Genomic DNA, 13440 nt, shown 5'->3' on the forward strand with positions numbered 1-13440 from the left:
ATGATGTCAATTTGATATATTTAGGTTAAATTAATATCCATATTGTTTAGGAATAAGTAATTTAAGACGGTCATGTAAAGAGAGCTTGTGGTTGGTGCAAACAAGACATGAAACTTAAATGAATCTATCCTATTAAGCAGAACAATCGGTTTAAACCGTTATATGACTTAGAGTGCAGTCTATACGACTGTTAAATAGGGTGGCAACGCGTAAGCACCACGTCCCTTGTGTAACAACAAGGAACGTGGTGCTTTTTTTCTTAAACAATTATGGAATAAGAGGGAGGAAATATTATGTTAGACATTAGGTTAATTAGATCTGAACCAGAATTCGTTAAAGACAAAGTATCAAAAAGAGGTGATGACCCAAAAGTCATCGATGAAATTTTAGAATTAGATAAAAAGCGTCGTGAGTTAATTGCTCAAACGGAAGAACTTAAATCTCGTCGTAATAAAGTGAGTGGAGAAATCGCTCAGAAAAAACGTAATAAAGAGAACGCGGACGACGTTATATTAGAAATGCGTCAAGTCGGCGATCAAATTAAAGAAATAGATCAAGAATTAAATCAAATAAATGATGACGTTACTTATAAATTAGTAAGAATTCCTAATTTAATTAGTGACGAAACACCAGTTGGTAAAGATGAAGATGATAATGTTGAAGTTCGTAAATGGGGTACACCTCGTGCATTTGATTTTGAATCTAAAGCACATTGGGATTTAGTTGAAAGCTTGAAAATGGTGGACTTTGATAGAGCTGCTAAAGTATCAGGTGCACGTTTCGTATTTTTAACAGGTAAAGGTGCTCAACTTGAAAGAGCGCTTATGAATTTCATGGTGACAATGCATACAACTCAACATGGTTATACTGAAATGATGGTACCACAACTTGTAAATGCAGATTCAATGTTTGGTACTGGCCAATTGCCTAAGTTTGAAGAAGACTTATTCAAAGTGGAAAAAGAAGGATTATATACAATTCCTACAGCAGAAGTACCATTAACGAATTTCTATCGTAATGAAGTGTTACAAAATGAACAATTCCCTATTAAATTTACTGGCCAATCAGCATGTTTCAGAAGTGAAGCAGGTTCTGCGGGAAGAGACACTAGAGGTCTAATTAGATTGCACCAATTCAACAAAGTAGAAATGGTAAGATATGAAAAACCTGAAGATTCTTTCAATGCGTTAGAAGAACTTACAGGGCACGCTGAAAACATTCTTCAAGCGCTAGAATTACCTTACAGAACAATTAATCTATGTACAGGCGATATAGGCTTTGGAAGCTCTAAAACTTATGATATAGAAGTATGGTTACCGAGCTACAATGATTATAAAGAAATCAGTTCTTGTTCAAATATGACCGATTTCCAAGCTAGAAGATCAAACATTAGATTTAAACGTGATAAAGATGCTAAACCTGAATACGTACACACATTAAATGGTAGTGGTTTAGCAGTTGGTCGTACTTTTGCAGCAATTGTCGAAAACTATCAAAATGAAGATGGAACAATCACAGTGCCTGAAGCATTAGTACCATTTATGGGTGGACTTGAAACAATTGAACTATAAGTGAGTTAAATCTTACAAAAAGGGTAATCATATATTGGTTGCTCTTTTTTTAGACTTAAATCTTGAATATACTTTTTATATCTGATATAATAAGTATATAAAATAAATAAAGGGAGTTTTGACACATGACTAATTTCAATTTTGACAAAACACACAGTAGTTTAGAATTTACAGTAAAACATTTAATGGTATCTCGCGTTAAAGGAACTTTTGAAGACTATGATGTAGAAGTTTCAGGAGACATTAATGATTTATCATCATTAAAAGCAAAAGTAACAATTAAAGCAGATTCAATTAATACTAAAAATGCAGACCGTGATGGACACTTAAAATCAGCAGATTTCTTTAGTGCAGATGAAAATCCAAACATTACGTTTGAAACAAAATCAATCAGTGAAGATTCAATTACTGGAGATTTAACAATGGCTGGTACAACACACAAAGAAACTTTCGACGTTGATTTCAACGGCGTAAGTAAAAATCCATTAAACGGTGAAACAGTTACAGGTTTCGTAGTAAATGGTAAAATTGATCGTGAAAAATACGGCGTATCATTTAACCAAGCATTAGAAACAGGTGGCGTAATGATCGGTAGAGATGTTAAATTCGAAGCAAGTGCTGAATTCAGTTTAGGCGAATAATTTATAATAGATTATATAAGAACTACGTACAAAGTTAAAAAAGCTTTGTACGTAGTTTTTTTGTTTTGTTTATTATTTTCCGAATATTTAATCAAGCATTATTGCTAATGTACTTTAGGTATGATAAAACTAAGACATATTAAAATTATTAAAGAGGTAAGTCAGACTGAGGTTAGACAAACGTTAGACTTCCTCTTGTAGTGATATTTTGTTTGGAGGTAGGGCGTTGAACAGTTATAGCGTGACTCATAAAGATTCGTTTCTTCAAGGCGTTAAAGATTGTATACCTACTATGCTTGGTTATTTTAGTGTCGCATTAGCATTTGGTATTGTTGGTGTTTCATCAGGTTTATCTATTTTAGAAATCACATTATTATCTATCTTTGTATATGCGGGTGCTGCTCAATTTATTATTTGTGCTTTAGTTGCCATTCAATCTCCTATATCAGCGATTTTTTTAACCGTATTCTTTGTTAATTCTAGAATGTTTCTACAAAGTTTAGCGCTCGTTCCAGCATTTAAAAGCAATTCATTTTGGTCTAACATCGGTATCGGAACACTCGTTACAGATGAATCATTTGGTGTTGCAATTACGAAATATGCGAAAGAAAAATCATTAAATTCAACTTGGATGCACGGTTTAAATATTTCGGCTTATTTATTATGGATTTTGACATCTATATTAGGCGGTTTAGTAGGGAATTTAATTCCTAAGCCAGAAACATTTGGGCTGGATTATGCACTAACAGCGATGTTCATATTTTTACTTGTGGCCCAATTTGAAACGATACATAAAAGTAAAATCACCGTATATATATATTTAATTGTACTAACGATTGTAAGCATGATGCTCCTTACATTATTTATGCCGACTTACTTATCTATTATTATAGCGACCATCATTGCTTCAGTAGTAGGGGTGGTGTTCGATAAATGAGTATTTCGACTTATTTGTTGTTGATTACGGCAGGTTGTTTTGTTTTAACGTGGATGATTAGAGTATCGCCTTTTGTACTTTTAGCGAAGGTTGAATTACCGAAAAATGTGATTAAGTGGTTACAGTATGTACCTGTTTGTCTGTTTACTGCATTAATCGTCGAAGGCATGTTAAACCAAGAAGGTACGTCTGGATTTACATTGAATTATGAAAGTATGATTGTTGCCGTTCCAACCATCATGATCGCTTTAATATCTAGAAGTTTAACAATCACAGTTATAGCAGGGATGTTTATCATGGCGATGGTCCGATTCGTCTTTTAATTTCATTCGTTACCTTATTGAAAGAAATGCTCTTTTCTAGTATTCTTAATATAAATTATATAGCAAAGCTTATTCAGAGAAGTTAAGGGATTTGGCCCGATGACACTTCAGCAACCGGTCATATTGGATACGGTGCTACTACCAACGAGTTTACTCGCATAATAAGGATGATGAGGACTTCTTACTTCTTTAACGAGTAAGAAGTTTTTCTATTTAATAACAGAGGGGGTTCTAATATGATTATTTCTCGAGAAACAGGTTTAGTCGAATTAGGATATTTTGAAACAGAATCTGGCGAAGTGATTGATAACTTGAAACTTCAATATGAATATGTTGGATATAAAGGTCAACCTTTAGTCGTTATTTGTCACGCGTTAACAGGTAATCATTTAACGTATGGCGACGATGAAAATCCAGGCTGGTGGAGAGAAATTATAGATGGTGGTTACCTTTCAATTAATGATTATCAATTTATTACATTCAACGTAATTGGTAGCCCTTATGGTTCGAGTTCTAAATTGAATACATCAAATTTCCCAGAAAAATTAACGATGAGAGATATTTCGAAAGCGAATATTTTAGCTTTAAAACATTTTGGCTATGAAAAAATAGATGTACTCATCGGCGGTTCTTTAGGCGGTATGCAAACTCTAGAAATGCTTTACGATGGATCAATTGAAGTTAAAAAGGCCGTTATATTAGCAGCGACTGAGAAGACATCATCATATAGCAGAGCATTTAATGAAATCGCTAGACAAGTTATAAATATGAATGGACAAGATGGCTTGAGTATAGCAAGACAGCTCGGCTTCTTAACTTATCGTTCAAGTAAAGATTATGAGGCGAGATTTTCAGCAGATGATGTCGTGAGTTATCAAAAATATCAAGGTAATAAATTTAAAGAAACTTTCGATAAAGATTGTTATTTAACCTTGTTAGACGTATTAGATAGCCATGACATATTTAAAGGCCGTAATGATGTTGAAGAAAGATTACAACAACTAGAAACGAAAGTCTTAACTTTAGGCTTTGCGGATGATTTATTGTATCCAGATGATCAAGTGAGAGCTTTAGGTAGATTCTTTAAATATCATAGACATTTCTTCGTGCAAGACAATGTTGGTCACGATGGATTCTTATTAAACTTCGGAGATTGGGCACCTAACGTCTATCACTTCTTAAAATTACATAAATTCAAAGCACGCTAATATCATTTAAAAAGTCACCTACATTGTTTTAAGAGATAAAAATCTGTAAAATAAAGAAAGATGTTTAAATTAGATTGGGAAGTGAAAAATTTGTCTTTTAAAGTCGATATAAAAGCGACAATTATAGCAACATTAGCACTAGTGCTAAGTGTGGTAGTTATGAATTTCGCACCATATTTAGTAATTATTATATTACCGTTCATTACGATACCTGGAACAATACTTTGGTATCGATCTAAACCGTCGTTTTTTGTGACTGTTGTCGTGACATTATGTGCGACCGTACTATTCAATAATATGTTTTTATTAACAGCGATGACGCTTATGGTATTTATGAGTGTATTCATTGGGCAATTGTTACTTGAACGTACATCAAAAGAACGTATTTTATACTTAGTTACATCATTTATGAGTATATTAACAATCGGTAGTGTGTTAATTTTACAAATTACAGGGAACATACCTTTAACAAGCAAGTTATTTAGTCAGTATCAAGATGTATTAATGTCTTATTTTCAAATGAGTGGAAATTTAACGACAGAAATTGAAGAAGCATTACGAGTTTCAATGGAGATATTACAAGTAAGCATTCCTGGGTATATAATATTATGGGTATTTGTACTTGTTCTCGTTAATTTACTCGTGACTTTCCCTATATTAAGAAAATTCAAAGTAGCGACACCAGTATTCAGACCATTATTTATGTGGCAAATTAATAGAAGTGTTGCGTTTGTATTTGTGATAACTGTACTTGTAAGTTTGTTTGTTTCAAAAGAAAACGTAGTGATGTATGGCATAGTCACTAACTTACAATTTGTGTTAGAATGGGTTATATTTATTCAAGCATTATCCTTGTTCCATTTATACGTAAAAGTAAAAAAATTACCTATTATTGTAGGTGTTTTGATATTTGTAATGGCCTTCATATTTAAGCCGTTTGCATACTTATTTGGATTAATGGATATTTGGTTTAATTTAAAACAACGCATAAAAAAGTAAATTGAGGTGAGTTTATGAACCGTCAATCAGTTAAGAAAGCCCTAATATTTCCGTATATCATTATGATGATATTAGCTTTAGTGCTACTCGTTTTCAGTTTTTTTAATTCGATATTTTGGGCGATTATTTCGACGGTTGTTACGATAATTCTAATTGCAATAAGCATATTTTTTATTAGAAAAAGCTTTGCGAAATTAGACTTATATATTGGAAGTTTAGCCGGAAGAATTACTAAAAGTAAGACAAGTGCTGTTAGTGACTTGCCAATAGGTGTAATACTATTAGATAAAAAAGATCATATCGAATGGATTAATAATTTTGTTAATAAGCGCTTAGAGCGAGATGTTTTAGACGAACCGATTAATGAAATCTTTCCAAACATTTTAAAAAGATTAGAAAATACGCCAGAAGTAGAGATTGAAGAAGGTTCATATAAATATAAAGTTACGTATACCGAAGATGAAAAAGCGATTTATCTTTTCGATATTACAGAGTCTGCACATGTGTATGAATTATATGAAAATGAAAAACCAATCATAGCGACGATTTTCTTAGATAACTATGACGAAATTACTCAGAATATGAACGATTCTCAACGTTCCGAAATTAACAGTATTATCACGAGTGTAATTGATGATTGGTCATCACGTTATCAACTCTATATTAAACGTTATAGTTCGGATCAATTTGTAGCTTTATTAAATAATAGTATTTTACAAGATATAGAAACATTGAAGTTCAATTTGTTAGATGACTTAAGAGATAGAACGCGAGAAATCGGACATCAATTAACACTGAGTATCGGTATCGGTGAAGGTAGTGAGAACTTAATTGAATTAGGTGAGCTATCTCAATCCAGTTTAGATTTAGCGCTCGGTAGAGGTGGAGACCAAGTAGCGATTAAAAATAGTAACGGTAATGTAAGATTTTACGGTGGTAAAACGGATCCAATGGAAAAAAGAACAAGAGTCCGTGCTCGTGTAATTTCTCATGCATTAAGAGATATCTTAATTGAAGGTGATAAAGTTATTATTATGGGTCATAAATCACCAGATATGGACGCAATCGGTGCTGCAATCGGTGTTTCTCGTATCGCTAAAATGAATAATTTAGAGTCTTATATCGTGTTAAATGACTCTGATATTGATAGCACTTTAGAGCGTGTTATGACTGAAATAGATGAGAAACCTGACCTTAAAGAACGGTTTATTACATCAGAAGAAGCATGGCATGAAATGACACCACGTACGACGCTCGTTGTTGTGGATACGCATAAACCTGAACTTGTAATAGACGAGAATTTGCTGAACAAGGCAAATAGAAAAGTGGTTATCGACCATCACCGTCGAGGAGAAAGTATTATTTCTAGCCCGCTACTTGTTTATATGGAGCCTTATGCAAGTTCAACTGCAGAGCTCGTTACAGAATTATTAGAGTATCAACCAACAGAACATCGTTTAACGAGAATCGAATCGACAATTATGTTAGCAGGTATCATAGTTGATACGCGTAACTTTACTTTAAGAACTGGATCACGAACATTTGATGCAGCGAGCTTTTTAAGAAGTCACGGTGCAGATACCATTCTATGTCAGCATTTCTTAAAAGATGACATAGACACATATATTAAACGTTCGGATTTAATTAAGACTGTTAAACTATTCCGTAGTGGCGTCGCGATTGCACACGGTGAGGATCATCAAACGTATCATCCTGTTACAGTGGCACAAGCAGCAGATGAGTTGCTTGGTTTAGAAGGTGTAGAAGCATCTTACGTAGTTGCAAGACGTTCCGAAGATACAATTGGTATTTCCGCCCGCTCATTAGGTGAAGTGAATGTACAATTAACAATGGAAGCATTAGGTGGCGGCGGTCATTTATCAAATGCCGCAACACAAATTAAAAATACATCAGTAGAGAAAGCAATCGAAGAATTAATTAAGGTTGTTGAATCAGAAGAAAAAGGAGTGGAAGAATAATGAAAGTTATTTTCACACAAGATGTTAAAGGTAAAGGCAAAAAAGGAGAAGTAAAAGACGTACCAGTAGGTTATGGTCAAAATTACTTAATAAAAAATAATTATGCTGTAGAAGCGACTCCTGGAAACATGAAACAATTAGAACAACAAAATAAACGCCAACAAGAGTTAAAACAACAAGAAATAGATGATGCAAAAGCACTTGCACAAAAACTAGAAGAATTAGAAGTTGAAATTCCTGCTAAAACAGGTGAAGGTGGTAAATTGTTCGGATCGGTAAGTACGAAACAAATTACTCAAGCATTAGAAAAACAACATCAAATTAAAGTGGACAAACGTAAAATGGATTTACCTAACGGCATTCATAGCCTAGGTTATACAAAAGTTTCTATTAAACTTCATAATAAAGTTTCTGGAACATTAAAAGTACATGTTGTAGAAGCGTAAGTGATTCATTAAAATGGTCGGTATTTGATTTACCGACCTATTTTAATGCGTTATAATAAAAAATATTAAAAACGGAAAGGAGTAATCAGTATGGATGGTATGGATAATATGATGAATGCGAAACAAATGCCCCATAGTATAGAGGCAGAACAATCTGTTATCGGTGCAATCTTGATTGATCCTGAACTGATTAACTCAACAGGTGAAACGTTAATACCTGAAGCTTTCTATCGTGCAAATCACCAACATATATTTAGAGCGATGTTGATGTTAAATGAGCAGAATAAAGAAATTGATTCGGTAACACTGATGGATGAGTTAGCAGCTGAATCTTTGTTAGAAGAATCGGGTGGTCCTGCATATTTAGCTGAATTAGCAAACAATGTTCCGACAACTAGAAATATTCATTTCTACACAGATATCGTGTTTAAGCATGCAGTGAAACGTCAATTGATTCGTGTAGCAGATAGTATTGCTGAAGATGGGTATAATCCAGAACTGGATTTAGAATCATTGTTAGGTGACGCAGAGAAAAGAATATTAGAAATTTCTGCTTCAAGAGGTACAGAAGGATTCAAAGATATTAAAGATGTCTTAAGTATTGTATTTGATAACGCTGAGCAACTTGATCAAAACAGTGGTCAAACGCCAGGAATACCAACAGGATATAGAGATTTAGACCAAATGACAGCAGGCTTTAACCGCAATGATTTGATTATTATTGCGGCACGTCCTTCTGTCGGTAAGACTGCCTTCGCATTAAATATTGCCCAACAAGTCGCTACGCATCAAGATTTGTACTCTGTCGGCATATTCTCACTCGAAATGGGTGCAGATCAGCTGGCAACGCGTATGATTTGTAGTACAGGTAACGTTGATTCGAACAGATTGCGTACAGGGTCGATGACAGAAGAAGACTGGAGTAGGTTTACAGTAGCTGTCGGTAAACTATCTCGCACAAAAATATTTATCGATGATACGCCAGGTATCCGTATCACGGATATACGCGCAAAATGTCGTAGATTGAAACAAGAACACGGATTGGACATGATTGTGATTGACTACTTACAGCTCATTCAAGGTAGTGGTTCACGTAGCTCAGACAACAGACAACAAGAAGTATCTGAAATCTCACGTATGCTTAAAGCGATAGCTAGGGAACTAGAATGCCCTGTTATCGCACTAAGTCAGTTATCCCGTGGTGTTGAACAGCGACAAGATAAGAGACCGATGATGAGTGATATTCGTGAATCGGGTTCTATTGAGCAAGATGCGGATATCGTTGCCTTCTTGTATAGAGAAGATTACTATTCAAGAGGTGGAGAAGACGAAGATGGAGAAGCAATGGATGCCGGTGCACAAGATGAGAATGGTGAAATAGAAATTATTATCGCCAAACAACGTAATGGTCCAACTGGTACGGTTAAACTTCACTTCATGAAACAATACAACAAATTCACAGATATTGATTATCAACATGCTGGAATGGAATTTGGATAAAAAAGTTTTTTAGTCAAAAGACGTACATTTATATAGTTTTCTATTATAATGTACGCCTTTTGTTTTATGTAAAGTGACAATTATTTCTTTATGTTTGTGTTTGTACAATGAAATATTTAAGGTTAAATCCTTTTAAACACTATGGTTATGGTCTTTGATAGAGTTTATCATACATTTATAGGTTGTAAAAAAACACTCCTTACTAATGTTCGTTTTTAGTTTGCAATTTAGTTATAGGACTGATAGAATACTTTATGGTTAATGAGAAAAAGCGGAGGTGCTCACATGTCATCAATCGTAGTAGTTGGGACGCAATGGGGAGACGAAGGTAAAGGTAAAATTACAGATTTCTTAGCAGAGGATGCAAACGTTATTGCACGTTTTTCAGGTGGTAACAATGCAGGTCATACAATAAAATTTGATGGAGAAACTTTTAAATTACACTTAGTACCATCAGGTATATTTTATAAAGATAAATTAAGTGTTATCGGTAATGGCGTCGTAGTAGATCCAGTTGCTTTATTAAAAGAATTAGATGCTTTAAACGAACGCGGTGTTATAACAAATAACTTGAGAATTTCTAACCGTGCACAAGTAATCTTGCCATATCATTTAAAACAAGATGAACTAGAAGAAGAAAAACGCGGAGACAACAAAATTGGTACAACTAAAAAAGGTATCGGTCCAGCTTATGTAGATAAAGCGCAACGTATCGGTATTCGTATGGCTGATTTATTAGATAAAGAAACATTTGAAAAACGCTTAAAAGAAAATCTAGAATATAAAAATGAATTGTTTGAAAAAATGTTCAATGCTGAAGGTTTCACGTTTGAAGAAATCTTTGAAACATATTTTGCTGCTGGACAACGCTTAAAAGAATTTGTTACAGACACACCTAAATTATTAGACGATGCTTTCGTAAATGATGAAAAAGTTTTATTCGAAGGTGCACAAGGTGTCATGTTAGATATCGATCATGGTACTTATCCATTCGTTACATCAAGTAACCCAATTGCTGGTAACGTTACAGTAGGTGGCGGTGTTGGTCCAACATACGTATCTAAAGTTATCGGTGTATGTAAAGCTTATACATCACGTGTAGGAGACGGTCCATTCCCTACAGAACTATTCGATGAAGATGGTCACCATATCCGTGAAGTTGGTCGTGAATACGGTACAACAACAGGACGTCCACGCCGTGTAGGTTGGTTTGACTCAGTTGTATTACGTCACTCACGTCGCGTAAGTGGTATTACAGACTTATCAATCAACTCAATCGACGTACTTACAGGTCTTAAAACAGTTAAAATCTGTACAGCTTATGAAATTGACGGTGTTGAAATTACAGAATACCCAGCAAACTTAAAAGAATTAGAACGTTGTAAACCAATCTTTGAAGAATTACCAGGTTGGGAAGAAGACATTACAGGATGCCGTTCATTAGAAGAATTACCAGATAACGCACGTCGTTATTTAGAGCGCGTTTCTGAATTATGTGACGTAAAAATTTCTATCTTCTCAGTAGGACCAGATAGAAACCAAACAAACTTATTAGAAAACTTATGGGATTAAGTTTTAAATAAAAAAGCATATCACGCTACTGAATTTTTCAGTCATAAGCGTGATATGCTTTTTTTATATAGTGTTACGATTTTGCTCTTGTAAGCTTCTCTTGAAATATCATAACCAACTTAAAATAAAAAAGCACAAAAACTTATCATGCCAAGCTTTATTAAGACTTCCCTATCATACGGATGTCTAACTCACATACTAAATTTATAAGTTTTCATGCGTTTTTATTCAATATTAATGAATTTCTCTCTTTTTAAAGCGTCCACCTTTAACTTCGCTGACATCTCCTATTGATAGAAATGCGGTATTGTCGATTTCAGTAACGATATCTTTTAGTTTAGATTCTTCTAGTCGAGTGATTACACAGAATACGACTTTTTTATCTTCTCCTGTATAAGCGCCTTCTCCGTTAAGATAAGTTACACCTCTACCTAGACGGTCGTTAATTGCTTCACCGATGTCTCGATATGTATCGCTAATAATCCATACTGCTTTTGATTCATCAAATCCTTGAACGGTCACATCAATCATTTTAGCTGCGATAAAGTATGCGATTACGGAAAACATGGCCGACTCCCAATTGAAGACAAATCCGGCTGCTGCGAATATGAAACAGTTAATGAGCATCACGATTTCTCCAACTGAAAAAGGTGCTTTACTACTCACTAAAATTGCACTGATTTCAGAACCGTCTAAAGATCCGCCATATCTAATGACGAGACCGACACCGAAACCTATAATTGCGCCACCAAAAATTGTAACCAAAAATGTTTCTCTAATAAAAGGTTCAAAATGATGTAAATAGGCAGTTGTAATTGATAAGACGGTTATCGCATAAATAGTAGAAATCGTAAATGTCTTACCAATTTGTTTATAACCTAAAAAGAAAAAGGGAATATTCAATATGAATATAAATAGTCCGAGTTTCATATTAGTTAAATGACTTAAAATAATCGCGATGCCTACTATTCCGCCATCAAGTAATTTGTTAGGGACTAAAAATAGTTCTAATCCAACGCCCATTAACACGCTACCTATCGTGATAAAAATGAATCGTTTCAGGATTTCTCCTTTACTTAATTTGCGATGTCCTTTTTTTATAACTTGTTCTTGCTCCATATCATCATCCCTTTTTATTACTTCTATTTATATTATATAAAAAATTTAAAATAAAATCTTGTCTTCTGTATAACAGTCATGCTATAATCAATCTTGTGTTAAACAGAGGCCCCTTGGTCAAGCGGTTAAGACACCGCCCTTTCACGGCGGTAACACGGGTTCGAATCCCGTAGGGGTCACCATCTAAATTATATACATATAAGGTCCCGTGGTGTAGCGGTTAACATGCCTGCCTGTCACGCAGGAGATCGCGGGTTCGATTCCCGTCGGGACCGCTTTTAATGCTTATCGTAATAACGATAAGCATTTTTTTGTTGTACAATTATAGAATAACGCCAAACAATAGAATTAATGGACAAATAGTGTTAAATTATAGTATAGGATATCATGCACGAGTGTGTGCTTGAAGATACTTATTTTCAAAAAGAAATGAGGTAAACATATGGCTAGAAAAATAGTAGTCGTTGATGATGAAAAACCAATAGCAGATATACTTGAATTTAATTTAAAAAAAGAAGGTTATGATGTTTATTGCGCATATGACGGTAATGACGCAGTAGACTTGATATATGCAGAGGAACCAGACATAGTGTTATTAGATATTATGTTACCTGGTAGAGATGGAATGGAAGTTTGTCGAGAAGTTCGAAAGAAATTTGAAATGCCTATCATTATGTTAACAGCTAAAGACTCAGAAATTGATAAAGTGTTAGGTTTAGAACTCGGTGCAGATGATTATGTTACGAAACCATTTTCAACACGTGAATTGATTGCGCGTGTTAAAGCGAACTTACGTAGACATTATTCACAACCTACTCAAGCAGAAAATGAAGAAACGAATGAAATTGTTATTAAAGATATTACAGTATATCCAGATGCTTATTCAATTAAAAAGCGTGGTGGAGATATCGAATTAACACATCGTGAGTTTGAGTTATTCCATTATTTAGCGAAACATATTGGACAAGTTATGACGCGTGAACATTTACTACAAACTGTATGGGGTTATGATTACTTCGGTGACGTGCGTACTGTAGACGTAACGATACGCCGACTACGTGAAAAGATCGAAGACGATGCATCTCATCCAGAATATATCGTAACGCGTAGAGGTGTGGGTTATTTCCTACAAACGCAAGAGTAGG

General features: G+C 34.4%; 12 protein-coding genes, 2 tRNA genes, 1 riboswitch and 1 other annotated feature. Of the genes, 13 read left to right on the forward strand and 1 reads right to left on the reverse strand.

The window, feature by feature from the left end:
• The first annotated feature begins 33 nt into the window (after positions 1-33).
• Positions 34-229, forward strand: a binding site (T-box leader).
• 64 nt (positions 230-293) lie between these two features.
• The 10 genes from serS to PYW35_RS00135 all read left to right on the forward strand — a co-directional run bounded on the left by serS (position 294) and on the right by PYW35_RS00135 (position 11176).
• Complete coding sequence (gene serS / locus PYW35_RS00090) at positions 294-1571, forward strand: serine--tRNA ligase (RefSeq protein ID WP_103322410.1); 1278 nt, start codon at positions 294-296, stop codon at positions 1569-1571.
• Positions 1572-1696: 125 nt separating this feature from the next.
• Positions 1697-2212, forward strand: a complete 516-nt coding sequence (locus PYW35_RS00095; protein WP_103322411.1) for a YceI family protein — start codon at positions 1697-1699, stop codon at positions 2210-2212.
• 292 nt (positions 2213-2504) lie between these two features.
• The gene (locus PYW35_RS00100; RefSeq protein ID WP_233709617.1) at positions 2505-3149 is read left to right on the forward strand and encodes an AzlC family ABC transporter permease; all 645 of its coding nucleotides are present in this window, start codon (positions 2505-2507) and stop codon (positions 3147-3149) included.
• A complete protein-coding gene (locus PYW35_RS00105; protein ID WP_016911391.1) occupies positions 3146-3472 on the forward strand; it encodes an AzlD domain-containing protein in 327 nt (108 codons plus the stop codon). Before PYW35_RS00100 ends, PYW35_RS00105 begins: the two co-directional genes overlap by 4 nt.
• A gap of 66 nt (positions 3473-3538) precedes the next feature.
• A riboswitch (SAM riboswitch) is annotated at positions 3539-3640 on the forward strand.
• Positions 3641-3708: 68 nt separating this feature from the next.
• Positions 3709-4680 carry a homoserine O-acetyltransferase MetX gene (gene metX, locus PYW35_RS00110; RefSeq protein ID WP_016911390.1) on the forward strand — a complete coding sequence of 324 codons (972 nt, stop codon included), beginning with the start codon at positions 3709-3711 and terminating at the stop codon, positions 4678-4680.
• 81 nt (positions 4681-4761) lie between these two features.
• Positions 4762-5679, forward strand: a complete 918-nt coding sequence (locus PYW35_RS00115; RefSeq protein ID WP_240594812.1) for a DUF2232 domain-containing protein — start codon at positions 4762-4764, stop codon at positions 5677-5679.
• 14 nt (positions 5680-5693) lie between these two features.
• On the forward strand, positions 5694-7658 hold the full coding sequence (locus PYW35_RS00120) for a DHH family phosphoesterase (RefSeq protein WP_103322414.1): 1965 nt from the start codon (positions 5694-5696) through the stop codon (positions 7656-7658).
• Positions 7658-8104 (forward strand): 50S ribosomal protein L9, encoded by a 447-nt coding sequence (gene rplI, locus PYW35_RS00125; RefSeq protein WP_103322415.1) that lies wholly within the window; start codon positions 7658-7660, stop codon positions 8102-8104. Before PYW35_RS00120 ends, rplI begins: the two co-directional genes overlap by 1 nt.
• 99 nt (positions 8105-8203) lie before the next feature.
• A complete protein-coding gene (dnaB, locus tag PYW35_RS00130) occupies positions 8204-9604 on the forward strand; it encodes a replicative DNA helicase (RefSeq protein WP_026023198.1) in 1401 nt (466 codons plus the stop codon).
• Positions 9605-9889: 285 nt separating this feature from the next.
• A complete protein-coding gene (locus PYW35_RS00135) occupies positions 9890-11176 on the forward strand; it encodes an adenylosuccinate synthase (protein ID WP_016911385.1) in 1287 nt (428 codons plus the stop codon).
• A gap of 234 nt (positions 11177-11410) precedes the next feature.
• Here PYW35_RS00135 and PYW35_RS00140 read toward each other — a convergent pair whose 3' ends face one another.
• Positions 11411-12295, reverse strand: a complete 885-nt coding sequence (locus PYW35_RS00140; protein WP_103322416.1) for a YitT family protein — start codon at positions 12293-12295, stop codon at positions 11411-11413.
• 107 nt (positions 12296-12402) lie between these two features.
• On the opposite strand from PYW35_RS00140, the gene PYW35_RS00145 reads away from it, so the two are divergent.
• The 3 genes from PYW35_RS00145 (at position 12403) to yycF (ending at position 13439) form a co-directional block, all read left to right on the forward strand.
• A tRNA-Glu gene (locus PYW35_RS00145) sits at positions 12403-12477 on the forward strand.
• A 20-nt stretch (positions 12478-12497) separates the two neighbouring features.
• A tRNA-Asp gene (locus PYW35_RS00150) sits at positions 12498-12570 on the forward strand.
• A 167-nt stretch (positions 12571-12737) separates the two neighbouring features.
• A complete protein-coding gene (yycF, locus tag PYW35_RS00155) occupies positions 12738-13439 on the forward strand; it encodes a response regulator YycF (protein WP_016911383.1) in 702 nt (233 codons plus the stop codon).
• The last annotated feature ends 1 nt before the right edge of the window (position 13440 follow it).

The sequence above is a fragment of the Mammaliicoccus vitulinus genome (genome assembly GCF_029024305.1).
Classification (GTDB): domain Bacteria; phylum Bacillota; class Bacilli; order Staphylococcales; family Staphylococcaceae; genus Mammaliicoccus; species Mammaliicoccus vitulinus.

What these genes read in the sequence shown, in the direction of transcription:
- serS (WP_103322410.1), top strand. Translation starts at nt 294, where the DNA reads ATGTTAGACATTAGGTTAATTAGATCTGAACCAGAATTCGTTAAAGAC.
- PYW35_RS00095 (WP_103322411.1), top strand. Translation starts at nt 1,697, where the DNA reads ATGACTAATTTCAATTTTGACAAAACACACAGTAGTTTAGAATTTACA.
- PYW35_RS00100 (WP_233709617.1), top strand. Translation starts at nt 2,505, where the DNA reads ATGCTTGGTTATTTTAGTGTCGCATTAGCATTTGGTATTGTTGGTGTT.
- PYW35_RS00105 (WP_016911391.1), top strand. Translation starts at nt 3,146, where the DNA reads ATGAGTATTTCGACTTATTTGTTGTTGATTACGGCAGGTTGTTTTGTT.
- metX (WP_016911390.1), top strand. Translation starts at nt 3,709, where the DNA reads ATGATTATTTCTCGAGAAACAGGTTTAGTCGAATTAGGATATTTTGAA.
- PYW35_RS00120 (WP_103322414.1), top strand. Translation starts at nt 5,694, where the DNA reads ATGAACCGTCAATCAGTTAAGAAAGCCCTAATATTTCCGTATATCATT.
- rplI (WP_103322415.1), top strand. Translation starts at nt 7,658, where the DNA reads ATGAAAGTTATTTTCACACAAGATGTTAAAGGTAAAGGCAAAAAAGGA.
- dnaB (WP_026023198.1), top strand. Translation starts at nt 8,204, where the DNA reads ATGGATAATATGATGAATGCGAAACAAATGCCCCATAGTATAGAGGCA.
- PYW35_RS00135 (WP_016911385.1), top strand. Translation starts at nt 9,890, where the DNA reads ATGTCATCAATCGTAGTAGTTGGGACGCAATGGGGAGACGAAGGTAAA.
- PYW35_RS00140 (WP_103322416.1), bottom strand. Translation starts at nt 12,295, where the DNA reads ATGGAGCAAGAACAAGTTATAAAAAAAGGACATCGCAAATTAAGTAAA.
- yycF (WP_016911383.1), top strand. Translation starts at nt 12,738, where the DNA reads ATGGCTAGAAAAATAGTAGTCGTTGATGATGAAAAACCAATAGCAGAT.